The 22,376-nt window shown below is 65.1% G+C and carries 25 protein-coding genes; 15 read left to right on the top strand and 10 right to left on the bottom strand.

Features of this window, described 5'->3' with window-relative positions; genetic code table 11:
• Nucleotides 1-21 precede the first annotated feature (21 nt).
• Nucleotides 22-606 (bottom strand): YceI family protein, encoded by a 585-nt coding sequence (locus C7R54_RS12055; RefSeq protein ID WP_129150681.1) that lies wholly within the window; start codon nucleotides 604-606, stop codon nucleotides 22-24.
• 159 nt (nucleotides 607-765) lie between these two features.
• On the opposite strand from C7R54_RS12055, the gene C7R54_RS12050 reads away from it, so the two are divergent.
• The 3 genes from C7R54_RS12050 to C7R54_RS12040 are packed head-to-tail and all read left to right on the top strand — an operon-like array spanning nucleotide 766 to nucleotide 3,016.
• Nucleotides 766-1,545, top strand: a complete 780-nt coding sequence (locus C7R54_RS12050) for an amino acid ABC transporter substrate-binding protein (RefSeq protein WP_129150680.1) — start codon at nucleotides 766-768, stop codon at nucleotides 1,543-1,545.
• Nucleotides 1,546-1,556: 11 nt separating this feature from the next.
• Complete coding sequence (locus C7R54_RS12045) at nucleotides 1,557-2,237, top strand: amino acid ABC transporter permease (protein ID WP_129150679.1); 681 nt, start codon at nucleotides 1,557-1,559, stop codon at nucleotides 2,235-2,237.
• The gene (locus tag C7R54_RS12040; RefSeq protein WP_129150678.1) at nucleotides 2,234-3,016 is read left to right on the top strand and encodes an amino acid ABC transporter ATP-binding protein; all 783 of its coding nucleotides are present in this window, start codon (nucleotides 2,234-2,236) and stop codon (nucleotides 3,014-3,016) included. Before C7R54_RS12045 ends, C7R54_RS12040 begins: the two co-directional genes overlap by 4 nt.
• A gap of 97 nt (nucleotides 3,017-3,113) precedes the next feature.
• Here C7R54_RS12040 and argE read toward each other — a convergent pair whose 3' ends face one another.
• From argE to C7R54_RS12020, 4 genes are all read right to left on the bottom strand, one after another.
• The gene (gene argE, locus C7R54_RS12035) at nucleotides 3,114-4,298 is read right to left on the bottom strand and encodes an acetylornithine deacetylase (RefSeq protein WP_129150677.1); all 1,185 of its coding nucleotides are present in this window, start codon (nucleotides 4,296-4,298) and stop codon (nucleotides 3,114-3,116) included.
• A gap of 1 nt (nucleotide 4,299) precedes the next feature.
• The gene (locus tag C7R54_RS12030; RefSeq protein WP_129150676.1) at nucleotides 4,300-5,280 is read right to left on the bottom strand and encodes a LysR substrate-binding domain-containing protein; all 981 of its coding nucleotides are present in this window, start codon (nucleotides 5,278-5,280) and stop codon (nucleotides 4,300-4,302) included.
• A 194-nt stretch (nucleotides 5,281-5,474) separates the two neighbouring features.
• The gene (locus C7R54_RS12025; RefSeq protein ID WP_129150675.1) at nucleotides 5,475-6,146 is read right to left on the bottom strand and encodes a DUF1028 domain-containing protein; all 672 of its coding nucleotides are present in this window, start codon (nucleotides 6,144-6,146) and stop codon (nucleotides 5,475-5,477) included.
• Nucleotides 6,147-6,166: 20 nt separating this feature from the next.
• The gene (locus C7R54_RS12020; protein ID WP_129150674.1) at nucleotides 6,167-6,580 is read right to left on the bottom strand and encodes a RidA family protein; all 414 of its coding nucleotides are present in this window, start codon (nucleotides 6,578-6,580) and stop codon (nucleotides 6,167-6,169) included.
• 348 nt (nucleotides 6,581-6,928) lie between these two features.
• Here C7R54_RS12020 and C7R54_RS12015 point away from each other — a divergent pair, with 348 nt between their 5' ends.
• From C7R54_RS12015 to C7R54_RS11980, 8 genes are all read left to right on the top strand, one after another.
• Nucleotides 6,929-7,732 (top strand): maleate cis-trans isomerase family protein, encoded by an 804-nt coding sequence (locus C7R54_RS12015; RefSeq protein ID WP_129150673.1) that lies wholly within the window; start codon nucleotides 6,929-6,931, stop codon nucleotides 7,730-7,732.
• Nucleotides 7,733-7,787: 55 nt separating this feature from the next.
• Nucleotides 7,788-8,585: a transporter substrate-binding domain-containing protein gene (locus tag C7R54_RS12010; RefSeq protein WP_129150672.1), complete on the top strand. Its 798-nt coding sequence runs from the start codon at nucleotides 7,788-7,790 to the stop codon at nucleotides 8,583-8,585.
• Nucleotides 8,586-8,608: 23 nt separating this feature from the next.
• Nucleotides 8,609-9,322 carry an ABC transporter permease gene (locus C7R54_RS12005; protein ID WP_129150671.1) on the top strand — a complete coding sequence of 238 codons (714 nt, stop codon included), beginning with the start codon at nucleotides 8,609-8,611 and terminating at the stop codon, nucleotides 9,320-9,322.
• Nucleotides 9,312-10,001 (top strand): ABC transporter permease, encoded by a 690-nt coding sequence (locus C7R54_RS12000; RefSeq protein WP_129150670.1) that lies wholly within the window; start codon nucleotides 9,312-9,314, stop codon nucleotides 9,999-10,001. The genes C7R54_RS12005 and C7R54_RS12000 overlap by 11 nt, the downstream gene beginning before the upstream one ends.
• A gap of 42 nt (nucleotides 10,002-10,043) precedes the next feature.
• Nucleotides 10,044-10,829 (top strand): amino acid ABC transporter ATP-binding protein, encoded by a 786-nt coding sequence (locus C7R54_RS11995; protein WP_129150669.1) that lies wholly within the window; start codon nucleotides 10,044-10,046, stop codon nucleotides 10,827-10,829.
• Between the two features lie 132 nt (nucleotides 10,830-10,961).
• Nucleotides 10,962-11,987: an ABC transporter substrate-binding protein gene (locus C7R54_RS11990; protein ID WP_129150668.1), complete on the top strand. Its 1,026-nt coding sequence runs from the start codon at nucleotides 10,962-10,964 to the stop codon at nucleotides 11,985-11,987.
• 93 nt (nucleotides 11,988-12,080) lie between these two features.
• Nucleotides 12,081-12,935 (top strand): ABC transporter permease, encoded by an 855-nt coding sequence (locus C7R54_RS11985; RefSeq protein ID WP_129150667.1) that lies wholly within the window; start codon nucleotides 12,081-12,083, stop codon nucleotides 12,933-12,935.
• Between the two features lies 1 nt (nucleotide 12,936).
• Nucleotides 12,937-13,758 (top strand): ABC transporter permease, encoded by an 822-nt coding sequence (locus C7R54_RS11980; protein WP_129150666.1) that lies wholly within the window; start codon nucleotides 12,937-12,939, stop codon nucleotides 13,756-13,758.
• A 37-nt stretch (nucleotides 13,759-13,795) separates the two neighbouring features.
• Here C7R54_RS11980 and C7R54_RS11975 read toward each other — a convergent pair whose 3' ends face one another.
• The 5 genes from C7R54_RS11975 to C7R54_RS11950 form a co-directional block, all read right to left on the bottom strand.
• Nucleotides 13,796-14,767 (bottom strand): 2-hydroxyacid dehydrogenase, encoded by a 972-nt coding sequence (locus tag C7R54_RS11975; RefSeq protein ID WP_129150665.1) that lies wholly within the window; start codon nucleotides 14,765-14,767, stop codon nucleotides 13,796-13,798.
• Nucleotides 14,768-14,782: 15 nt separating this feature from the next.
• Entirely contained in the window at nucleotides 14,783-15,286 is a 504-nt protein-coding gene (locus tag C7R54_RS11965) for a type II 3-dehydroquinate dehydratase (RefSeq protein WP_129150664.1), read from the bottom strand.
• Between the two features lie 12 nt (nucleotides 15,287-15,298).
• On the bottom strand, nucleotides 15,299-15,916 hold the full coding sequence (locus tag C7R54_RS11960; RefSeq protein WP_129151041.1) for a glutathione S-transferase: 618 nt from the start codon (nucleotides 15,914-15,916) through the stop codon (nucleotides 15,299-15,301).
• 63 nt (nucleotides 15,917-15,979) lie between these two features.
• Nucleotides 15,980-16,978, bottom strand: coding sequence for an NAD(P)H-quinone oxidoreductase (locus tag C7R54_RS11955; protein ID WP_240039494.1), 999 nt, complete (start codon nucleotides 16,976-16,978; stop codon nucleotides 15,980-15,982).
• A gap of 52 nt (nucleotides 16,979-17,030) precedes the next feature.
• Nucleotides 17,031-18,152 (bottom strand): ABC transporter ATP-binding protein, encoded by a 1,122-nt coding sequence (locus C7R54_RS11950; protein WP_129150663.1) that lies wholly within the window; start codon nucleotides 18,150-18,152, stop codon nucleotides 17,031-17,033.
• Between C7R54_RS11950 and C7R54_RS11945 the strand changes: the two genes are divergently transcribed.
• The 4 genes from C7R54_RS11945 (at nucleotide 18,151) to C7R54_RS11930 (ending at nucleotide 22,368) form a co-directional block, all read left to right on the top strand.
• Nucleotides 18,151-18,504: a hypothetical protein gene (locus C7R54_RS11945; RefSeq protein WP_129150662.1), complete on the top strand. Its 354-nt coding sequence runs from the start codon at nucleotides 18,151-18,153 to the stop codon at nucleotides 18,502-18,504. The two genes, C7R54_RS11950 and C7R54_RS11945, sit on opposite strands and share 2 nt — an antisense overlap.
• 141 nt (nucleotides 18,505-18,645) lie before the next feature.
• Complete coding sequence (locus tag C7R54_RS11940; RefSeq protein ID WP_129150661.1) at nucleotides 18,646-19,896, top strand: flavin-containing monooxygenase; 1,251 nt, start codon at nucleotides 18,646-18,648, stop codon at nucleotides 19,894-19,896.
• A 239-nt stretch (nucleotides 19,897-20,135) separates the two neighbouring features.
• Entirely contained in the window at nucleotides 20,136-21,359 is a 1,224-nt protein-coding gene (locus C7R54_RS11935) for an MFS transporter (protein ID WP_129150660.1), read from the top strand.
• A 181-nt stretch (nucleotides 21,360-21,540) separates the two neighbouring features.
• Entirely contained in the window at nucleotides 21,541-22,368 is an 828-nt protein-coding gene (locus tag C7R54_RS11930) for an IclR family transcriptional regulator (protein WP_192903644.1), read from the top strand.
• The last annotated feature ends 8 nt before the right edge of the window (nucleotides 22,369-22,376 follow it).

Below are 22,376 nucleotides of genomic sequence, written 5' to 3'. Positions count from 1 at the left end.
ACGCTACCCGCCCGTCCCCGCCTACTGGCGGACGCCTTCAGCCTGGATATGCAGCGTCGTCTTCATGAAAAACCCGTACTCCTTGCCGGACGACACGCCGTAGTCATCCCGGTCGAACGTGGCGGTCGCCTCCGTGCCGCACACCTCTTTCTTGGCGATGGGATTCTGGTAGCACTTGAACGACAGCAGTTGCAGGGTCAACGGCCGCGTCACGCCGTGCAGGGTAAACGCGCCGTCCACCTGCACGGGCTTGCCGTCCTTGAAATGCACCTGGGTGCTTTTATAGGTGGCGACGGGATATTTCCGCACGTCGAAGAACTGGCCGCTGCGCAGCTCCTCGTCCAGCTTGGCATGGCCGGTGTTCACGGACGACAGGTCCACGGTCACCTCGACGCTACCCGTGCCCGCCTGCGCATCGAGCACGACCGTGCCGCGGGTTTTGTCGAACTTGCCGCGCCAGATCGACGCCCCGCCGAAATGGTCCGCTTCGAAGCTGGGATAGGTGTGATCGGGATCCAGCTGGTACGTCACGGGCTCGGCCAGGGCGGCGCCGGACAGGGACAACGCGGCGATTGCGGCGGCCATCGGCAATTTCGGGATGTGCATGGAGTCCTCGGCAAGTTGGGGTTAGGATGCGTCTATGAACGGCCGGCATATTGTTACGCCGCCCTATGCTTTGTGGAAAAATAGCTCGACTGCTCAGAATAGGTTGCGATTTCCGGCATATCTTACCGTCCCTGTTTTCATTTCCCTGGGGAGACTCTGATGAAGCGCATTCTTGCGATAGTGCTGGCCGGCCTGCTGGGCGGCATGGGGACCGGCGTGGCGCACGCCCAGGACGACCTGGCCAAGATCAAGTCGACCGGCGTCATGCGCATCGGCACCGAGGGCACGTATGCGCCCTTCAGCTTCCACGGCGCCTCGGGACTGACGGGATTCGATGTGGATATCGGGCGGGCCATCGCGCAACGGCTGGGCGTGAAGGCCGAGTTTGTCGAAGGCAAATGGGACGGGCTGATCGCCGGCCTGGACGTGGGGCGCTACGACGCGGTCATCAACCAGGTCGGCATCACCGACGCGCGCAAGGCGAAGTACGATTTCTCCCGCCCGTATATCGCGTCGCAGGCGGTGCTGATCGTCCGGGACAGCAACACGTCCATCAAATCGTTCGATGACCTGAAGGGCAAGCGTTCGGCGAATACGCTGACCAGCAATTTCGGCAAGCTCGCCCAGAAGTACGGCGCGCAGGTGGTCCCCGTGCAAGGCTTCAACGAGTCCATCGACCTGCTGCTGTCCGGCCGCGTCGACGCCACCATCAACGACAACCTGTCCTTCCTGGATTTCAAGAAGCAGAAGCCGAACGCCCCGGTGAAGATCGTGGCAAGCGACAAGACGGCGGAATTCAGCGAGTCGGGCGTGCTGGTGCGCAAGGGTAATCCCGAGCTGGTGGCCGCCATCGACAAGGCGCTCGCCGACATCAAGGCGGACGGGACGTACAAGAAAATTTCCGTGCAGTATTTCGGCACCGACGTTTCGACGCAATAGGGAGTCCGCGCGTGCCGGCCTGGCTGCACCTGATGGCGGACTCGTTCTGGCCCCTGCTGCTGGCGGGGCTGGAATTCACGGTCCCCTTGGCGCTGATCTCGTTCGCCGCGGGCCTGCTGCTGGCCTTCGTCGTGGCGTTGATACGCCTGTTCGGGCCCGCGCCCGCGGTCGCTATCGTCCGCTTCTACGTATGGCTGATCCGTGGCACGCCCCTGCTGGTGCAGCTGTTCGTGATTTTCTATGGGCTTCCCAATGCGGGCATCGTGCTGGATCCCCTGCCCGCCGCGCTGATCGGCTTCACGCTGAATGTCGGCGCCTATAACTCCGAAGTCATCCGCGGCGCGATTGAATCCCTCCCCAAGGGCCAGTGGGAAGCGGCTTATTCGCTGAGCATGACGCGCTGGCAGGCCATCCGCCGGACGATCCTGCCCCAGGCCGCGCGGGTATCGGTGCCGCCGCTTTCCAATTCCTTCATCGCGCTGGTCAAGGACACGTCCCTGGCGGCCGTGCTGACCGTGCCGGAGATCTTCCAGGCGGCGCAACGGATCGCCGCGGTTACGTACGAGCCGCTGATTCTCTATACCGAGGCCGCCTTGATCTACCTGGCCTTCAGCAGCGTGCTCTCGTCAGCGCAGGTGCGGCTGGAGAAGCGTTTCGGCCGCCACGCCGCGTTCGCCGGGAAGACGCAATGATCCGCCTGTCCCACATCGGCAAGCATTTCGGCACGCTGCACGTACTGAAGGACGTCAGCGTCGATGCGCCCGAAGGCAGCGTCACGGCGCTGATCGGGCCGTCGGGTAGCGGCAAGAGCACGCTGCTGCGCTGCGTGAACCTGCTGGAGATTCCGGAATCGGGCGACCTGGAGCTGGGCGACGCGCGGCTGTCGTTCGCGCCCGGCGCCCGCGTGCCCTTCGACGACATCCAGCGCGTCCGCCGGCAGACCGGCATGGTCTTCCAGAACTTCCAGCTGTTTCCGCATCGCAATGTCCTGGAAAACGTGATGGAAGGCCTGGTCACGGTGCAGCGCTGGCCACGCGAGCGGGCCGCTGAACGTGCCCGCGAACTGCTGGACAAGGTCGGCATGCTGCAGAAAGCCGACGCCTGGCCGGCGACGCTGTCGGGCGGCCAGCAGCAGCGCGTAGCGATCGCCCGCGCGCTGGCCCCTTCGCCCCGCGTGCTGCTGTGCGACGAACCCACTTCGGCCCTGGACCCGGGCCTGGCCGCCGAGGTCGTCGACGTCCTGCGCCGGCTTGCCGCCGAAGGCATGACCATGCTCATGGCCACCCACGACCTGCGGCTGGCCGCCAGCATCGCGCAGCGCGTGGTCTTCCTGGAGAACGGCGTGGTGGTCGAAGCGAACTCCGCCGCCGCCATCTTCACGCAGCCGGCGGACACGCGCACCCGGAAATTCGTCGCCACGTTGACCGAGGGCCTGCCCCAGGCCTGGGCGTCCTCACGCATCGCCTCGTAAGCCGCTCCTCCGCTGACCCGGCGTGCAAGCGCCGTCGGGCCGGGACCAGCCGCCCTGTCATCGCCCTATTGCCCTATTGCCCTATTGCGCTATTGCGCTATTGCGCGGCGAGCGTCAGGTAGGCGGTCAGCTTTTCGAGCATCGCGTCGCAAGCGTCGATCTGGGAAATCTCCACATATTCGTCGGCCTTGTGCGCGACCTCGATGCTACCGGGGCCGCAGACCAGGACGGCGGTTTCCTTCCATTGCCGCTGGAACAATCCGCCTTCCGTACCGAAGGCGACCTTGGTCAAGCCGGTGCCCGCGGGCAGCCACGACGCAAGCAGGCGAACGCCGGGCGCGTCGTCCGCGGTCGCCAGGCCGGGATAGGCATTGACCAGGGAAACGCTGGGCGCCTCGGCATCCGGCAGGGCCTGGGACTCGCGCATGCGCGCCCGCGTGAGTTCCAGCACCCTGTCCAGGATGCGCGCCGGATCGTCCTGCGCGACATTGCGTATCTCGAAATCGACCTCGCATTGCGCCGGCACGATGTTCAGCGCGCTGCCGCCCTTGATCGTCCCGGCATGCACCGTCGTGTAGGGCACCGCATAGCCTTCCTCGCGAGGACCGTGGCCGGCCAGCTCCCGCTGCGCATCGCGCAAGGCCGATACCAGGTCGGCGGCCGTGTGTATCGCATTGACGAAGCGCGGCGCCAGCCCGGAATGCCCGGCCTGCCCGCAACACAGCGCGCGATAGGCGGCCTTCCCCTTGTGGCCGGTGCCGATCTTCATCAGCGTGGGTTCGCCCACCACGCACAGCATGGGCGCGGGCCGCAGCTGCGCCAACGCGTGGATGAGGTGCCGCACGCCCACGCAGCCGATTTCCTCGTCGAAGGACAAGGCCAGGTGCAGCGGCCGCCGCAGGGGCAGGCGGCTGGCGCGGACCATGGCCATGACGGCGCAGGCGACGTAGCCTTTCATGTCCGCGCTGCCGCGTCCGTAGATGCGGCCGTCGCGCTCGGTCGCGGCGAAAGGAGGGACCGTCCATGGCTGGCCCTCGACCGGCACGACATCCGTATGGCCCGAAAGCACGATGCCGGGAATGCCCTGGGGTCCGACCGTCGCGAACAGATTGCAGCGGCGTTCGTCCTCGGGGTCGGCGACGACCATGGACTCGATGCCGGCCTCCGCCAGGATGGCCTGCACGCGGTCTATCAGGCCCTTGTTGGGCGTCAGCGTGACGGAGGGAAACGCGAGCAGCTCGCGCAACAGGGAAAGACTGTTGTCGGGTAGCGATGAAGACATGTTATCCGGGTGGGTTGGCCGCGTCGTCCGCGGGCACATAAGGATCGAAAAAGCTGCCCGCGCTCATGCCAGGTATGTACTGATCCGAAATATACGCGCGGCAACGCTGCATGAAGACTTCCGTCAGCCGCGAGGGCTTCATGGGCTTGTAGGTGGTGAGCCCCAGCAGCATGGGCCGATGCTCGCCCACCAGGCGCAAGCGCACCAGCCGCTTGCCGTCCAGCGATTGCGTCGACTTGGGGCGCACGTTGAACAGGGCGTAGCCTATGCCGTTGGCGACCATGGAACGAACCACGTCCTCGGAACGGGAGCGGGCGACGATGTTCGGCTCCAGGCCGTGCTTCGCGAACAGGGACATGAAATAGTCCCGGCTCAATGGCAGGTCGAGCAGCACCATCGGCAGCTTGGCCAGTTCTTCCAGGGTCACGGCGATCTGCTGGGACAAGGGGTGCAGCTCGCTGACGATCACGTGGGGCGGCAGGCGCGCCAGCGTTTCGAACTCGATCTCGTCGCCCAGACGCAGGTCGTACGTCAGGGCGATGTCGATATCCAGGGTATGCAGCTTCTCGATGAGCAGCTGCTGGTCGCCCTCCACCATATGGAGGTCGATCTTCTCGAACGCGCGCGAAAAGCCGAAGATGACTTCCGGCGCGATCATCGCCGCGAGCGATTGAAAGCAGCCGACGCGCAGCGTGCCCTGGATGGTATTGCTGGACAGCGACGCGATCTCATAGAGCCGCGACGCCCGCTCCAGCAGGTCCTCGCACTCCCGCATCACCTGCTGCCCCAGGACCGTCAGCGCGAGACCCTTGGACGGATGGCGCACGAACAACTGCACGTCGAGCTCGGTCTCGACGTGGGCGATGGCCGCCGAGATCGAAGGCGCCGATATGTGGATCTGGGCGGAGGCGGCGGCGATACTGCCGTGCTTGGCCGTGGCGACGAAGTACTCCATCTGTCGCAGCGAGATGCGATTAAGCATAGTCCGGGAGGAGGAAACAGTATCTTGCAGGGCGCCGGTGGACCGAGGGCGATCCCTTGCGGAAATCTCCGTCGTAGCCTGGCGCCGGCGGCCTTTTTCGCCGGCGTCATGGTGCAAAAGTGTATCCACTATGGACGCCCCATGGGGCGCCGCGCTCCCCGGGTTTTCTCTCACGTCGGACCGGCGCCCGGCAGTCACGGATTGCCGGGCACGCCGAAGCTGGGCGCCGCCCTGGGATCGGCCGCGCGCGTGATGTAGTCCTGGACCTGGGGCTCGTAGACCTTCCACGCCTCGTACAGGGTTTCCACCGGGCAGGACTCCACCCAGTCCATGCGCAGGTCGACGATGGGCCAGTCCAGGTCGCCATACACCAGCAGGCCGGCGGAGTGCACCGGCCCCTCCTCGCCGCCCGCCGCCTGGCCGGCCAGCAGCGCTTGCATCAGGCGCTCGGCCAGCGACCCTTGCGCCCGTTCGAAGGCGGACAACATCGCCGCGGGCACATCCAGGGTGGCCAGCATGTTGCCGGCGCAGCTGGCATGCTCTCCTTGCGCGCTGGCCAGACGGCCCAAGGCATCCGATCCGGTGAATACCGCCGGCGCATGGCTGGCATCCAGCGCCATCAGCTGCCGATAGCTGATGTGGGGACGATCCGACAGGGACGCCAGCGCCTGCGCCGGCGTCCGGCCAGCCGCCATCGCATCCAGGATGGCCGGCCCCAGGGCCGGGTCGGTGATGTTCTGGCTGACCGCGGCGCCGACGCGCGCACGGGCGCGTATGCAACGCGCGGCGACGGCCGGGGAGGAGGACGATACCGCCGCGCCGAACTGCCCCGACGCCGGGCAACGCGCAATGATGGAGAAGGTCATTACCAAGGCCTCGGATCAAGTCAATCAGGAATAACCGCAGTCGCATCGATCTCCACCAGCCACTCCGGGCGCGCCAGCGCCGAGACTACGATCCCCGTGGAGACGGGGAAAACACCCTTGAGCCATTTGCCGACCACGCGGTACACCGGCTCGCGGTAACGGGGATCGATGATGTAGATCGTGATCTTGCAGACATGCTCCAGTTCGCCGCCGGCTTCCTGGAGCAGGGTGGCGATGTTCTTCATGGCCTGCTCCGTCTGCCCCGCCACGTCGCCGATGCAGACGCTCTCGGAGGTATCCAGGTTCTGGCCTATCTGGCCGCGGAGAAAGACGGTGCGACCGCGGGCGACCACCGCCTGGCACAGGTCGTTGTCCAGGTTCTGCTCGGGGTAGGTCACTTTGGTATTGAAGGTGCGTATGCGGGTGTGTTTCATGGCTCGTCGAAAAACTAGGGTTTATCCGGAGGCCCAAGTCCGCGTGACATGTCGTGGCGTGACCAAGGCCCGCTGAACGCCCACTGATGGTCGGGCCAAGCCCCGCGCGCGCCTATTTGTTTTTTCCGGTGTCCTGTCTCGGAAATTCCGAGGCGATCGGCGCCGCGCGTCGCCATGCCCCAGCCATCAGGAAATTCTATCCACCCATAAGGAAAAGGCGACTTGGTGCCTTAGGTGGACTCTCTCATCATTGGCTTGCGTTGACGCAGCCTCCTTGGCGTGGAGAAACTATCGCACCTCAAGGCAAGGCAGCCCGCAAGCCAGACCCCCATCCTATGGAGCCGCTGCGTGAACACCCTATCGAGTCCCTCGCCCGCGGGCAAGCCTTATCCAAAGTTTCGTTATGACGGCTCCGGCGACCTGGCGCGCATCGGCCTGATCTACATCGCCTCCAGCGTGGTCATGGAGGAAGAAATGTGGGCCATGTCGGCGCCTGGCGTCTCGACCCACACGGCGCGCATCAAGCTGCCCAAGGTGACGGTCCAGGGCATCGAGGAAATGATGAATGCCCCCGAGCTGGAACAGGCGGCACGACTGGCCGGCGCGGCGCCCATCGATGTCCTGCTTTTTGGCGGCACCAGCGCGTCCTTCCTGCATGGCACGGCCTACGACCATGCCCTCATCGACAAGCTCCGGCAATGGGTGCCGGGTCCCATGATCACCACGGCGTCCACGGCGACGCTGGCGGCGCTGAAAAAGGTAGGGGCCGGCAAGGTGGCGCTGGCCACGCCCTACCTTCCTGAAATCCATGAGCGTGCGATACGCTTCCTGGAAGAGAACGGCCACGAGGTCGTCAAGAGTGCCCACCTGGGCATTTCCGACGACCACGCCCTGGCCGAGGTCTCCCTGGAACAGGTCTACGACCACGTCCTGTCCGTCGACCACCCGGATGCGACCGCCATCTTCGTCTCATGCACCAACTTCAGGACCGTGGGCGCGATCGAGGCCCTGGAAAGGGCGCTCGGCAAACCGGTCATCTCCGCGATCCAGGCCTCGTTCTGGCACTGCCTGGAACTGACCGGCGCGGCAGGCGCCAAGCCGGGCTATGGCGAACTTTTCAATGGCAGGCTGTCGACCGCCGCGATGGCGTGAGCACGGCAGGTCACCGTACATCGATGACCGCTACACAAGGCAAGGGGAATAAAAAATGAAGATCCAACATGCCGTTTCGACCGTTGCGCTCGCGGGCGCCGCGCTCCTGGGTGGCGGCCTCGCGCCGGCGCACGCCGAAAAGCTGGTGCTCGGCAACGAGGGCAGCTATCCGCCATTCAGCATGGTTGATCCGTCAGGCCGCCTTACCGGTTTCGAACCCGACCTGGCGCGGGAAATGTGCAAACGGATGAATGCCGACTGCGAGATCGTCGTAATGGACTTCAAGGGGCTGATACCCGCCCTGTTGCAGAAGAAGCTGGACGCCGTGGTCAGCCAGACCAAGCCGCTGCCGGAGCGCAAGGAGAAAGTACTCTTCGGCCGGCCCGTGCTGTTCAACCCCGACTCCTACGTCATCCCGGCCGGCAAGAGCTATGAATTCACGAAGGCGGGCCTGAAAGGCGTGCGCATCGGCCTGCAACGCGGGTCCGCGCAAGCCAAGTATGTGGCGGAGCAGTTCGGGGATGCCGTCCAGATCGTGTTCTATGACAACCCGGACCAGATCCGGCTGGACTTGGCCAACGGCCGCCTGGACATGAGCCTGGGACCGAAAATCAGCTGGACCAACGAGTTCCTTTCCAAGCCCGAGGGCAAGGGCTGGAAGTTCGCCGGCGGCGACCTGTGGACAGGCGGCGGCGAAGCGGGATCGAGCTGGATCGCGCGCAAGGACAGCGCGGACCTGTTGAACCGCATGAATGCGGCGCTGGACACCCTCATACGAGATTGCACCTTCACCAGGCTGCGCACGAAGTACATGACCGTGGCGCTGCTGCCGGAAGAAGCCGCCTGCAAGTAAGGCGGGCCACGAGGACTGCCACCATGCCTTCGATGGGATTCGTGCAGCAACTGGGAATGGGCGCCCTCACGACGATACAGGTCGCCGTGTGCGCCTACCTGTTGGCGCTCGCGATCGGCACCGCCTTTGCCTTGGCCACGCTGCGTCCGCGCCTGCTGGCCAGGCTCGTCTGGGTGCCCTATGCGTCCATATTCACCGGCGTGCCGTCGCTGCTCGTCGCCTTTCTTTTCTATTACGGCGGATCGGCGATGCTGGACAGCGTCCTTGCGCCTTTCGGTGTCGGCAGGCGTATCGAGGTCACGCCCTTCATGGCGGCGGTCGCCGCCCTGGGCATGGTGTACGGCGCGTATCTCGCGGACCTGATTCGCAGCGCCATCCAGAACGTTCCGCACGGGCAATTCGAGGCGGCGCGGGTATTGCTCATCCCCCGGTCGACGATCTGGCTGCGCATCATTCTTCCCCAGATGCTGCGCCTGGCGCTGCCGGGCATGACCAATATGTGGATCGTGGTCCTGAAGGACACGGCCCTGGTCTCCCTGATCGGCCTGAAGGAAATCATGGCCTACGCCAAGCTGGCGTCCGGCGTCACCAAGGAGCCCTTCATCTACTACATGCTGGCGTCCGCCTTCTTCCTGGCGATGACATGGCTGACCTATTACGTGGCCCGGCACGTGGAACAGTGGACGGGCAGGGGCTTCCATCCTGTCGTGGCCAAGGGGGCCTCCCATGCAATTTGATCCACAGGTTGCGTGGGACAGCCTGCCCAAGCTGCTGGCGGGCACCGCCACGACGTTCGCGGTGCTGCTGCCGGTGCTCGTGTTCGGGCTGCTGCTGGCCCTGCCCATCGCGCTGGCGCGCTTCAAGCCCGGTCCGCGCTCCGTCCTCGCCGCCGCCTATATCGGCTTCTTCCGCGGGGTGCCCAGCCTGGTGCTGCTTTACCTCATCTACAGCGGGTTGCCGCAATTCCCCATCGTGCGCGAGACCTTCCTCTGGAACCTGTTCTCCAACGCCTACGTCTGCGCATGGATAGGCCTGGCGCTGACGCACTCCGGCTTCATGGCGGAAATCCTGCGCGGCGGCCTGGCGGCGGTGCCGCGGGGCGCGATAGAGGCGGCCGCGACGCTGGGCCTGAAGCCGCGCCAGATCCTGTTCCGGCTGCGCCTGCCGCTGGCCGCGCGCTATGTGTTGCGGGCATACCAGAATGAACTGCTGATCATGGTGAAGAGCACCGCGGCGGTCAGCGCGATCACCCTGGTGGACCTGACTGCCGCCGCCAATACCGTCTTCGACTACACCTACGACCCGTTCACACCCCTGATCACGGCCGCCGCGATCTACTGGTGCATCACCAACGGCATACGGCTCGCTTTCTCCGCCGCGGACCGCAAGTTCAATCGCTATCTCGCAAGAAGCTGACCGCCGCCAGACGGATGACCCACCCGAGCAGAGTCCCACACCATGACCGCAATTCCCTCCACCATGTCCACGGCGCACGACATCCCGGCGGACACGCGCGCGGCCGCGGTATCGATTGCCGGCTTGAACAAGTTCTACGGGACGTTTCACGCCCTGCGGGACATCGACCTCGAAGTATCCCGCGGCGAGATCGTCGTCTTGTGCGGTCCCTCGGGTTCGGGGAAATCCACGCTCATCCGCTGCATCAATCACCTGGAACAGCATGACTCCGGCCAGATACACGTCAGCGGCATCAGGCTGACGCGACGCCAGGAGGACGTGGAAAAAATCCGCCGCGAACTCGGCATGGTGTTCCAGAACTTCAATCTCTTTCCGCATATGACCGTGCTGGCGAACTGCACCTTCGCGCTCAAGCTGGCGATGAACCTGAAGGAAAAGGAAGCAGGGGAAATCGCGCGCGAATACCTGGAGAAGGTGAATATCGTCGAGCAGGCGGACAAATACCCCATCCAGTTGTCCGGCGGACAACAACAGCGCGTGGCGATCGCGCGGGCGCTTTGCCTGCGGCCGCGCATCATGCTTTTCGACGAACCGACCTCGGCGCTGGATCCGGAGTCGGTCGGATCCGTCCTGCGCATCATGGAGAACCTGGCGCGCACGGGCATAACGATGATCTGCGTCACCCATGAAATGGGGTTCGCGCGGCGGGTGGCCGACCGTTGCGTCTTCATGGAACGCGGAGAGATCGTCGAAACGGCGCCGGCGCGAGACTTCTTCGCCGCGCCGGCCAGTGAACGCTTGAGGCATTTTCTCGACAAGGTCTTGTAGGCCCCGATGGGAGGAGACGGGAAGCCACGCCAGCGCAGGCGCGGCCTCCAATAAAAACACAGGCAGGTCCAGGACCGATTCCCGACAGCTGAACGTACTTCAATCACCATTCGATTTGACAAGGGGTTTGTGATGATCAGAAAGCTACTCTCGGTCGGCATGCTTGCCGGCGTCTTGTTCTCCACGGCGGTCCAGGCGGAGGATGCCCTGGTCGTCAGCACCTGGGGCGGCAGTTTCCGGGACCTCATCGACGAGACCATAAGCAAGGAATTCACGAAACAGACCGGCGTGCCGGTGAAATACATCACCGGTGGAACGATAGACCGCCTGAACAAGGCCAAGCTCGCCGGCAAGCCGGAAAGCGACATCACGTTCACCACGTCGCACATCGGCTGGCTTTACGTGAATTCCGGCCTCTACGAGAAACTCGACACCAGCAGGATTCCCAACTACGCGCACCTGGTCGACCGGGCGAAGATCAGCCCCTACCACGTGGGCAGCTGGGCCTACGTGTACACGATAGGCTATCGCCCCGACCTGGTCCCGCCCGGCATCAAGTTCGATAGCTGGAACGACTTGTGGAATCCGGCGCTGAAGGGAAAATTGTCGGCGCCGGACTTCGACCCCAGCCACATCATCGATGTCGCCGCGCTGCTTTCCGGCGGCGACGCCGCCACCTGGCAGAAAGGCGAGGAAAAGCTGAAGGCCCTGAAGCCGAATTTCAAGGCCTTCTACACCAACGACGCCAACAGCCAGCAGCTGATAGCGTCGGGGGAAACGCCGGTGCAGGTGTTGTTGTCCATGAATGCCTACTACATGATAGGACAAGGGGTGCCCATCAAGGTTGCCATGCCCAAGGAAGGCGCGGTGCTGGGCGTGGACACCATGGCCATCATGAAGGGCAGCCCGCGTGCCGACCTCGCGTACAAGTTCATCGACATCGCGCTGTCGCCCGAGGTGCAGGCCAGGATCGTCGCCGCGAAGAAGGCCAGTCCCGTCATCGACGATGCCAAGGTATCGGCCGAGGACGCCGCCTTGCCCGGCGTCTTCACCACCCGGCAGCAATGGGACACCCAGGCCATCGTGATCGACGATAAGCTGCGCGCCGAGAAGACGGCTGAGTGGCGCAAGTGGTTCACCGAGAACATCATGAACTAAGTGCCTGGCTTTTCGTCGCACCGGCGTCCCGGCCAGCCTGGCCCAGATGCCGGCGCCATTTCGCAGTCACCGTAGACGATGGATGGATCACCCATGGACGCGCGCTCCAATCTCAGGGGATGGCTGATATCCCCGGCAAGCTTCATCGCGCTGTGCATATGCGTGGCGTTGGCGACCGTGCTGCAATACAGCCTGCGCCAGTTCATACCAGGCTCGCTGGACGTCGGCGGGCTGACCCTGGCCAACTTCTCGGGCCTGGGCAAGCCGATATACCTGGAGGCTTTCGCCAACACGCTGCGCCTGAGCGTGGAAACGACCGTGTTCTCGATACTGGTCGCCTATCCCCTGGCCTATGCGCTGGTGCGCGTGCGCAGGCGTCTCGTCAAGTCCTTCATACTCATCGTGTCGATCACGCCCTTGTTCCTCGGCGAAATCGTGCGCACCTACTCGTGGATCATCGTGCTGGGCAACAATGGCTTCATCAACACGATGCTGCGCAAGATGGGTCTCATAGAACAACCCCTGCCCCTGATGTTCAGTCACCTGGGTGTGCTCGTGGCCCTGGTGCACGTGACCATACCCGTCGTGGTGCTGATGCTGGCGACGGCGATATCCCATATCGACCGCGACTACGAAAAGGCCGCGGAAAGCCTGGGCGCCGGACCGATACGTACCTTCATCACCGTCACCCTGCCCTTGTCCATGCCCGGCATACTGGCCAGCGTGACGACGTCCTTCGCCTGGACCTTCAGCGCCTTCGCTACGCCCCAGATGATAGGAGGCGGGCGCGTCCCCACCGTATCCACCCTGGTCTACCAGTTGGGCTTCTCGTCCATGAACTTTCCCCTGGCGGCCAGCCTGAGCGTCGTCGGCCTGGCCCTGACAGCCGTCGCATTGATGTTCCTCGGCCAGGTAACCCGCCGCTTGAAGACGATAGGAGGCCACTGAAATGCGCATACGCAGTTCCGCCCCCCTGTGGCTGCGCATCGGCGCACCCGTCCTGGTCACCCTGCTCCTGGCGTTCGTGCTGCTGCCCGTGGTCGTGGTCACCCTGGCGGCCTTCAACGAAAAGGCCTTGCTGACCTTTCCGCCGCAATCCTGGTCGTGGCGCTGGTTCGAGAGGGTCTTCACCTACGCCGACTTCCGGGACGGCTTCCATGCCAGCATGATCGTCACGTTGTGGGCGTCCCTGCTGGCCCTGGTCATCGGCACGGGCCTGGCGGTCGCGGTCAAGCGCATGCGTTTTCCGGGGAAGCACATCCTGCAGGCCATCCTGCTGTCGCCCCTGGTGATTCCCCACTTCACCGTCGGCCTGGGCCTGCTGATCCTGGTCGCGCAGTTCGGCATCGAGCGCGGCTACGGCATCGTGATCCTTTGCCACGTGATGCTGGTCCTGCCCTTCGTCCTGCGCAGCGTCTATGTGTCGATGGAGAACCTGGACGAGCGCCTGGAGCAAAGCGCCGCCAGCCTGGGCGCATCCCCCGTGCGCGTGCTGTTCACGATTACGGTGCCGCTGCTCGCGCCCGGCCTGTTCGGGGGCTGGCTGTTCGCCGCCATCATGTCCTTCAGCGAATTCACGGCGTCGCTCTTCGTCACCACGCAGCGCACGCAGACCTTGCCGGTGTCCATGTACAACTATGTGCGTGAATTCGCCGACCCCACCCTGGCGGCGCTATCGGTGGTGTATATCGTGCTCACCGCCGTCTTGCTGATCTTCGCCAACCGCTTCCTGGGATTGGGGCGCATCCTCAACATCGAGGAGACGCACTAGCAGCCGCGTCGCATCGAGCCATGCCGGTCGAGGCCAGTCAATAGCCCCGACCGGGGTCGACGACGTTCAAGGGGGGCTCTCCACGGTCCACCCGCGAAATATTGTCCGCGATCTGCGCGGCGGCCGAGGACGGAATGGCGACGGATGCCAGGTGCGGCGTGATCAGCACGTTCTCCATCCGCCACAGCGGGTCGTCCGGCGGCAGCGGTTCGCGCTCGAACACATCGAGCGTGGCGCCGCCGAGATGCCCGGCCTGCAGCAAGTCGGTCATGGCGCGCTGGTCCACCAGGGCGCCGCGGGCGACATTGATCAACGCCGCGCCGCGCGGCAGGCGCAACAAGCGTTCGCGACCGATCAGCCCGCGCGTTTGCGGCGTGAGCGGCAGCATCAGCACCAGGATGTCGGCCTGGGCCAGCACGGCATCCAGGGTCTCCATGCCTGCGTAGCACTGGATACCGTCGATCTGGCGCGGGCTGCGTGACCAGCCCAGGACGGTCAAGCCCTGGCGGCGCAGCTCGCGGGCGGCAAAGGCGCCCAGCTCGCCCAGTCCCAGGACGGCGACGCGCACGTCCTCCGGCGCCCGGGGATGGCGGTAGGCCCACGCGCCACGCCTTTGCGCCTGTTCGAACGATGGGATGTCGCGGGCATAGCGCAGCGTGGCGAACAGGACGTAGCCGGCCATCATGCGCGCCATGTGCGGGTCGGTAATGCGCGTGATGGGTATGCCGGCGGGCAGGTCCGTACGGCCGACCAGGGAATCGACGCCGGCGCCCAGGTTGATGATCAGGCGCAAGTTGGCCATGCTGTCGAAGAACCCCGCCGGGGGCTTCCAGGCCAGCGCATAGCGGATGTCCGCCGGGTTCGCGATTTCGCTTGCGTGGCGTATGTCCAGGCTCGGCAGGCGCGCCCGCAGGGCTTCGCGCCAGGCGGCGAAATCGTCGAACTCGCTGTAGAAGACCAGGGCGCCCGCCGCGCCGGAATTGGAGCTGGAACCCGGGACGGCGCTCATGTCCTCCGTCCTCCGTCAGGCCGCGCGGCGGATCAGCCGCGCCATCGCCTCGATGGCCAGTTCGTAGCCTTCCGCGCCCAGGCCGGCGATCACCCCATCCGCCGCCTTGGAAATGTATGAATGATGGCGGAAGCTCTCGCGGCGCCAGATATTGCTCATGTGGACCTCGATAATGCGTCCGGGAAAGGCCAGCAAGGCGTCCAGGATGGGCACCGACGAATACGTCAGGCCGGCCGCATTGATGATGACGCCCGCCGCGTCGCCGCGCGCCTGCTGGATCCAGTCGACCAGCTGGCCCTCGTGGTTGGACTGGACGAAGTTCAGCTTCAGCGCCAGCGCGGCCGCCTTCTTCTCGCAGCGTGCCTGCAACATGGGGAAGCTTTCGGACCCGTAGGTCTTGTTGGCGTCGAGCCCATACAGGTTGGCATTCGGTCCGTTGAGGAACCAGACCGTAGGATCCGTCCCGGCGGCTACGTGCGCGGCGTCGCCGGGGGCATGCTGTTCGGAAGAAGAATTCATGACGCGGTGGCCTCAGGCTTCGTGGGGCAGGGTTGCCTGCATGGCAGGCAGGGCGTTGAAGGCGGCGAACCAGGCCGCCGCACGGGGATGATGGACGCGCCAATCGAGTTCAGGATAGCGGAAGTCCAGGTAGCCCAGGGCGCATCCCAGGGCGATCTCGCCGATGGACGGATCAGTCACCCTGAACTCCCCGGCCTGGGCCTCGATCTCGGCCAGGGCGGCGTGGACCTTGACCAGCTGCGCCTGGCGCCAGTCGGCCCATTGCTTGTCGTCCGGCCGCGCCGTGTGCTCATAGCGCGCCAGCAGGGCGGCGTCGAGCAGGCCGTCGCCCAGCGCCTGCCGGGTCAGCGCCGTCCAGCGCGCCGGCGCCGGGGCCGGGAACAGATGGCTGTTGCCGGCCAGGTGGGCCAGGTACTCGCAAATGACACGGCTGTCGTAGAGGGCCTGGGCATCCGGCAGGATCAGCGTCGGCACTTTGGCCAAGGGATTGTGCGCGGCGATGCGCGCGTCGCGCCGGATCGGATGCGCCGCGCTGTCCAGCCATTGGATCCTGTCGGCCAGGCCGGCGAGCAAGGCGCAGACCATGACCTTGCGGACGAAGGGAGACGTCGGGGCATAAAGCAGCTTCAGTGCGGATGCTTTCAACTCGGGCAGCTCCAAGACGCGCTCCTTTCCGTGTCGGCCTATCGTGGCCTAGGGAACCAGGACCAGCTTGCCGAATACCTTGCCGCTTTCCAGCAGCTGATGGGCCTGCACCGCTTGCGCCAGGGGCAGGCTGCGATGCATCTTCGGGCGTATGCGGCCGTCCGTCACCAGCGGCAGCACGTGGCGCGACAGTGCGGCGGCCATGCGGGCCTTCTCGGCGTCCGTCTGCGGGCGCATGGTCGACGAGTGCAGGCTCAACTGCTTCTGCATCAAGGTGAGCAATTCGACGTTGACGGCGGAGCCCTGGAGAAAGGACAGGCTCACATGACGTCCGCCGAAGCCCAGGACCTGGAGATTGCGCCGCACATAATCGCCGCCGACGATGTCCAGTACGACGTTCACGCCCTTGCCCCGGGTGTAGGCGGCGCAGGCTTCGACGAAATCGGTGTCGTGGAAACAAATCGCCTCGGACGCGCCGAGCGCGCGCAGCGCTGGCAGGCGATCGCGCTCGCCGTCCGTCACGATCACCCTGGCGCCGGCGGCATGCGCCATCTGTATCGCCAACGTGCCGATGCCACCGCCGCCGCCGTGGATGAGGACGGTCTCGCCCATGCGCAGGCGGCCCAGTTCGAAAAGGTTGTGCCATACCGTGAACAAGCCTTCCGGCAGGGCGGCGGCCTCGGTGTCATCCAGGTTCTCCGGCACCGGCAGCGAGTGGTCGACGCGCGCCAGGCACCAGGGCGCATAACCGCCGCCGGCAAGCAGGCTCATCAGGCGCTGCCCGCGCAGCGACGCCGGCACGCCCGGACCGCAGGCGACCACTTCCCCGCAGGCCTCCAGTCCCAGCACATCGGTCGCGCCCGGCGCGGGCTTGGCCAGCCCCTGGCGCTGCATGATGTCCGGGCGGTTGATGCCGCCGGCGCGTACGCGCAGCAGGACTTCGCCCGGGCCGGGAGCGGGTACGGGCCGCGTGGCCAGCGTCAGGACCGTCGCATCGCCGGGTTCACGCGCGATGATCGCCTGCATGTCGGTAGGTGGATGGGTCATGGTCTTCGAAGGTTGCGTTCGTGGGGGATAGCCCGGCCCGATAATCGGGCGGCTACGACGGGGCGTTGAAAACGCTGACGCCGTGATCGGGAAAAGCCAGGCCCGCGACGGCCCCGACCGGCCAGTCCCGCAGGCACCCGAGGCCGGCCGCCCGAACCATCACGCGCTGCTTGCCGGCGACGGGGATGTGGACGTCGACGTACAGATCCACATGGTCGCCCTGGAACACATGATTGACCACCGTGCCGCTCAACACGGACGCACTGTGCAGGTTTTCCAGCCTGATGTGTTCCGGCCGCACATAGACGTCCAGCCGGCGGCCTTCGTGCGATCCCCCGACCAGGCGGTCGCGGGGCACGCTCATCAGGCCGGCCCCCAGGCGCAATTGCAGGGTTTCCGAATCGGAGCCGTGGTAATAGCCCGGCAGGATGTTGACGTCGCCCAGGAATGAAGCCACGAAGGGATCTTGCGGATTGCGATAGAGGATGTCGGGCGTGGCGATCTGCTTGATGACGCCGTGGTTCATCACCGCGATGCGGTCCGACATGCTCAGGGCCTCGCCCTGGTCGTGCGTGACGAAGATGGTGGTCACGCCCAGATCACGCTGGATCTCGCGGATCTCGACCTGCATGGCGCCGCGCAGGCCCTTGTCCAGCGCGGAAAAAGGCTCGTCCAGCAGCAGGACCTTGGGCCGGATGACGAGGGCGCGGGCGAGGGCGACGCGCTGCTGCTGGCCGCCGGACAGTTCGCGGGGCTTGCGATCGCCCAGGCCGTCCAGCTTCACCAGGGCCATCGCGTCCTTGACGCGCTGCGCGATTTCTGCGGCGGGCACCCGGCGCATGCGCAAGCCGTAGCCGATATTGCGCTCCACGGTCATGTGGGGAAACAGCGCGTAGTTCTGGAAGACGATGCCGATCTGGCGCTGGTACGGGGGCAGCGTGGTGACCGGCTTGCCGTCTATGAAAATTTCGCCCTGGTCCGCGTCGGCGAAACCGGCGATGAGATTCAGCAAGGTGGTCTTGCCGCAGCCCGATGGTCCCAGCAAGGTCAGGAATTCGCCCTGTTCGACCTTGAGGGACACCTCGTGCAGGACGGTGAGATCACGATATCTCTTTACCACGCGCTCCAGGCTGACGGCGCTGGAGCGCTCGGACGAGTAAGGGTGATTCCGCATGGCTGTTGGACTCGACGGGTTGCAGTTTTCCCGTATGCCTGTTTTCGGCATGCATGCTCCGACGACCGGCAAGACAGGCCAAGGTGATGAAGCGCCGCTGCGGCGCGCCTCATCCGCGATGGATGCCGTCAAGAATAAGGCAAAGGCCCGGATGCGGTGCGTTGTCGATCCCGATGCCGGCCATCGGAAAAACGAAAGCGGATACCGCCGTCGACACCGTGCCCTCGATACCGCGCCGTCGTGGCATTCAGCCCGTCTCACGCGGCGCCTGCATCGGCCTGGCGCCGGCCTTCAGGCCATTTACTTTTTCCTAAGTCAGCCGTCCGAAAAACGAAGTTATCAAATCGCATGAACTGCCGCACACTGCGTGGCATCGCAAGCGCCATGCGCCTGGATGGTGCTTACGGTCTCTATGCCTATCCACTTCATCCATTGCGATGCTTCACGTCGGGCTCGGGACACGTCAGGCCCCCATACTCTTCAGGATCTTGAAATGTCAATTGAAAAGACCAATACCTTGGTGATCGGCGCCGGCCAGGCCGGCATCGCCATGAGCGAACACCTCGGCGCGATGGGGATCCCGCATATCGTGCTGGAGCGCAAGCGCATCGCCGAACGTTGGCGTTCGGAGCGCTGGGACTCGCTGGTGGCCAATGGCCCGGCCTGGCATGATCGCTTTCCTGGACTGAAGTTCGACGATGTCGGCCCCGACGTCTTTCCGCCGAAGGAGCGCATGGCCCGGTATTTCGAGGATTATGCGAAGCTGATCAAGGCCCCGGTCCGGACTGGCGTCGAAGTCCTGCGGGTCAAGCGCAACCACAAGCGCCCAGGCTTCACGATCACGACGTCCGCCGGCGCCATCGAAGCCTTGCATGTGGTGGCGGCCACGGGCCCCTTCCAGGTGCCCAGCTATCCGAGGGTCGTCCCGGAAAGCGCCGGCATCCAGCAACTGCATTCCTCCGCCTACAAGAATCCCGGCCAGTTGGCGGACGGCGCGGTGCTGGTGGTCGGCGCCGGCGCGTCCGGCTCGCAGATCGCGGAGGAACTGCGCCAGGCGGGCCGCAAGGTCTATCTGTCCGTCGGCGAACACTACCGCCCGCCGCGCGCCTACCGCCAGCGCGACTATTGCTGGTGGCTGGGCACGCTGGGCATGTGGGACGAGGTCAAGAAGAAACCGAAGCGGGAACACGTGGCCTTCGCCGTAAGCGGATACGACAACGGCAAGACCGTGGACTTCAGGCGCCTCGCCCATGAGGGCATCATCCTGGTCGGCATCACCAAGTCCTATGAAAACGGCGCGATGCGCTTCGAGGACAACCTGGCGCGCGACATCAAGCAAGGCGACGAGGACTATTTCGAAGTCCTGCGCGAGGCCGATGCCTATATCGAACAGAACAGCCTGGACCTGCCGCCCGAGCCCGATGCGTGGAAGCTGCTGGACGATCCGGAATGCCTCACGCACCCCATCCTGGAGCTCGATCTCGCCAAGGCCGGCGTCAAGACCATCCTGTGGGCGACGGGCTTCAAGGTCGACTTCAGCTGGATAGAAGCCGACACCTTCGACGACAAGGGCTATCCGATACACAAGCGGGGAATTTCCGCCGAGAAAGGCATTTATTTCCTGGGCCTGCCCAACCTCACCAACCGGTCCTCGTCCTTCATCTGGGGCGTATGGCATGACGCCAGGTACATCGCCGACCACATCGGCATCCACCTGGACTACCTGGCGTACCGGAAGGAATGATGCCTCGCTAGCGCGCGCCGCCATGCCGGCCCGGGCCGGCTAGGGGTAAACCACTGGTTGTATCCCTGGCCAAAGACCTCTATCGTTTATTCCATTATAGGAATCACATTCCAATATAGGAACGAGGAGGAGACATCGATGGTGCCAGGTCCAGGCAGGTCTCGCGACGCGAGCAGCGCAAGCGCGGCGCGTCCAGTGAAGGGCGGCATCGTCGCTGCCCTGTCCGCGGGGGCAAGACGATGAGCCACGCCATCGCGGGTGCGCCGCCGCGGCGCCTGAACGCGTCGCAACGGGGGGCTTTCCTTGGGGCGCTGATAGGGTGGATCTTCGATTACTACGAAGTCTTCCTCATGACCATCCTGGTCGTGCCGCTGGCCAAGGACTTCCAGCTGAGCTCCGCGCAGGTCGGCTTGCTGTTCTCGGTTCAGCTCGGCTTCCTGGCGGCGGGCGGGGTGTTCTTTGGCTACCTGGCGGACAAGATAGGACGCAAGCGGGTGCTGATGTACACCATCCTGCTCTTCTCCCTGGGCACGATGGCGCGGTCGCTGGCGCCGAACTACGAAGTGATGCTGGTCCTCACCGCGATATCCGGCTTCGGCATCGGCGGGGAGTATGGCGTGGGCCAGACCTTGGTCACCGAAACGATAGACAAGGCCCATCGCGGCTTCTATAGCGCCTTCCTGTATGGCGGCATCTACGTGGGAATACTGCTGGGCGCGCTCGTGGGCGGCCACCTGATGCCGCACATCGGCTGGCGGTGGACCTTCTTCCTCTCAGGCCTGCCGGTGTTGTTCGCGCTTTGGGTGCGGCGGCATACGCCGGAATCGGAGGCGTGGCTGGCCCGGCAGGGCGTCCGCGACGAACGAGCCGCAACGATGGTCGACACCCTGTTCAAGGACAAGTTGATCAAGACGTGGCTGCTGTGCGTCCTTGCGGCCGGTCTCCAGTTCTTCGCCTACTACGGTGTCGCGAGCTTTCTCCCGACCTACCTGGTCAGCAAGGGGTCCACCATCGCCGGCGCATCCACCTGGCTGGTATTCACCGCCATCGCGGGCGCCTTTGGCTGCGCCGTGGGCGCCTGCCTGAGCGATCGCGTGGGACGACGCTTCACATTGTCCCTCCTGGCGACATGCGCCTGCGTGGGCGGCGTGTGGCTGGCCGCGAACTGGGACAGCCTGCTGCTGGGCGGCTGGAATGTGTGGGTACCGTTCTTCATTCTCTTTGCCGGATCGAACGGGGCCGCGGTCTTCGGTGTCCTGTTCAGCGAATCGTTTCCGGTGGCGGTACGCGCGACCGGCGTTTCGTCCGCCTTGCAGGTGGGGCGGGGACTCTCGTTCTTTCCGCCGCTGCTGGCGGGCGCGCTGCTTCCCACGCTGGGCTACCGGCCCATCGTTTTCCTCAGCGCCGCGCTGTTCGGCGTGCTGGCCATGGTGGCGTGGCTGTTCAAGGAGAATCGCGGCTGAAGAATCCAGGCTGGCCTTGCGACGGCGATGATGGCGCATGGCCGGTCCGCGCGGGCGCTATCGCATTATCCTGGCTTCGCAGGGTCCCCTGGAGCGTCGCATTCCCCGCCGGGGATTATTGGATAATACGCACAGCCCCTATGCCGGACTTTCCTCTTCCCGAAGCGAGTCGAGAAACCGCGTGAACAACCTTGCCTCCGACAGCGCCTCCATCGACCCAGCCGACCTGGCCGCGGCCGGCGCCACGCGCTCGCCCGTGCGCACGGTCCAGCTCCTGCACACGCTGGCCTCCACGGCCAGCGGCGCGACATTGGCCGCGCTGGCCGCGGACCTGCGCCTGCCCAAGACCAGCGTCTTCCGGCTGCTGCGTTCCCTGGAGCTCTGCGGCTACGTCGAGGTCGTCAAGGGCGCCTACCAGCTGGGCCCGGCGGCCCGCGAGCTGGGCAAGGCCATCATGCTGAACTACGATTTCGGCGGACGTGCGCACCAGACCCTGCAATGGCTGGCGTCCAAATGCGGGCAGACCGTCATCCTGGGCACGCTCGCGCCCAACGGCGCCGACGTGATCTACTCGTCGGTCATCGAGGGGGTCAATCCGCTGCGCTTCACGATCAATGCCGGCGCGGCGAAACCGCTGCAGTGCTCGGCCAGCGGGCAGGTGCTGCTTGCCTTCATGCAAGCCAAGGCGCTGGAAAAGTTCTACGCGGAAGTGGTCTACACCCGCCATGCGACGGGCACCATCATGACCCGCGAGCATCTGGACAAGGCGCTCAGGAAAATCCGCAAGACGGGAATCGCCGTCAGCGTCAACGGCATGGACCAAGGCGTGTATTCGGTCGCCGCGCCCGTCGTCGACGCCAGCGCCACGGTGTGCGCGGGCATTTCCGTCTCGGCGCCCGAGGCGCACGCGGCGGACCACGCGGAAGAATACGAATCGCTCGTCCGCCAGGCCGGCGGCGAGTTGTCTCGCCTGCTCGGATACGCCGGCGACTATCCGCCGGCCGCCTGAGCTGGCGG

Origin of the sequence: Achromobacter aloeverae (assembly GCF_004121055.1) — a bacterium.
Classification (GTDB): Bacteria; Pseudomonadota; Gammaproteobacteria; order Burkholderiales; family Burkholderiaceae_B; genus Bordetella_C; species Bordetella_C aloeverae.
The sequence above is the reverse complement of the archived record's forward strand: the minus strand, read 5'-3'. Positions and strand labels throughout refer to the sequence as shown.

Excerpts from the sequence above, each read along its gene's own strand:
- C7R54_RS12020 (WP_129150674.1), bottom strand. The coding sequence starts at position 6,580 with ATGAAACACACCCGCATACGCACCTTCAATACCAAAGTGACCTACCCC.
- C7R54_RS11940 (WP_129150661.1), top strand. The coding sequence starts at position 18,646 with ATGTCAATTGAAAAGACCAATACCTTGGTGATCGGCGCCGGCCAGGCC.
- C7R54_RS12000 (WP_129150670.1), top strand. The coding sequence starts at position 9,312 with ATGCAATTTGATCCACAGGTTGCGTGGGACAGCCTGCCCAAGCTGCTG.
- argE (WP_129150677.1), bottom strand. The coding sequence starts at position 4,298 with ATGTCTTCATCGCTACCCGACAACAGTCTTTCCCTGTTGCGCGAGCTG.
- C7R54_RS12040 (WP_129150678.1), top strand. The coding sequence starts at position 2,234 with ATGATCCGCCTGTCCCACATCGGCAAGCATTTCGGCACGCTGCACGTA.
- C7R54_RS11945 (WP_129150662.1), top strand. The coding sequence starts at position 18,151 with ATGGCTGTTGGACTCGACGGGTTGCAGTTTTCCCGTATGCCTGTTTTC.
- C7R54_RS11990 (WP_129150668.1), top strand. The coding sequence starts at position 10,962 with ATGATCAGAAAGCTACTCTCGGTCGGCATGCTTGCCGGCGTCTTGTTC.
- C7R54_RS11935 (WP_129150660.1), top strand. The coding sequence starts at position 20,136 with ATGAGCCACGCCATCGCGGGTGCGCCGCCGCGGCGCCTGAACGCGTCG.
- C7R54_RS12050 (WP_129150680.1), top strand. The coding sequence starts at position 766 with ATGAAGCGCATTCTTGCGATAGTGCTGGCCGGCCTGCTGGGCGGCATG.
- C7R54_RS12010 (WP_129150672.1), top strand. The coding sequence starts at position 7,788 with ATGAAGATCCAACATGCCGTTTCGACCGTTGCGCTCGCGGGCGCCGCG.
- C7R54_RS11965 (WP_129150664.1), bottom strand. The coding sequence starts at position 15,286 with ATGAATTCTTCTTCCGAACAGCATGCCCCCGGCGACGCCGCGCACGTA.
- C7R54_RS11950 (WP_129150663.1), bottom strand. The coding sequence starts at position 18,152 with ATGCGGAATCACCCTTACTCGTCCGAGCGCTCCAGCGCCGTCAGCCTG.
- C7R54_RS11995 (WP_129150669.1), top strand. The coding sequence starts at position 10,044 with ATGACCGCAATTCCCTCCACCATGTCCACGGCGCACGACATCCCGGCG.
- C7R54_RS11975 (WP_129150665.1), bottom strand. The coding sequence starts at position 14,767 with ATGAGCGCCGTCCCGGGTTCCAGCTCCAATTCCGGCGCGGCGGGCGCC.
- C7R54_RS12055 (WP_129150681.1), bottom strand. The coding sequence starts at position 606 with ATGCACATCCCGAAATTGCCGATGGCCGCCGCAATCGCCGCGTTGTCC.
- C7R54_RS11985 (WP_129150667.1), top strand. The coding sequence starts at position 12,081 with ATGGACGCGCGCTCCAATCTCAGGGGATGGCTGATATCCCCGGCAAGC.
- C7R54_RS12005 (WP_129150671.1), top strand. The coding sequence starts at position 8,609 with ATGCCTTCGATGGGATTCGTGCAGCAACTGGGAATGGGCGCCCTCACG.
- C7R54_RS11980 (WP_129150666.1), top strand. The coding sequence starts at position 12,937 with ATGCGCATACGCAGTTCCGCCCCCCTGTGGCTGCGCATCGGCGCACCC.
- C7R54_RS12025 (WP_129150675.1), bottom strand. The coding sequence starts at position 6,146 with ATGACCTTCTCCATCATTGCGCGTTGCCCGGCGTCGGGGCAGTTCGGC.
- C7R54_RS11955 (WP_240039494.1), bottom strand. The coding sequence starts at position 16,978 with ATGACCCATCCACCTACCGACATGCAGGCGATCATCGCGCGTGAACCC.
- C7R54_RS12030 (WP_129150676.1), bottom strand. The coding sequence starts at position 5,280 with ATGCTTAATCGCATCTCGCTGCGACAGATGGAGTACTTCGTCGCCACG.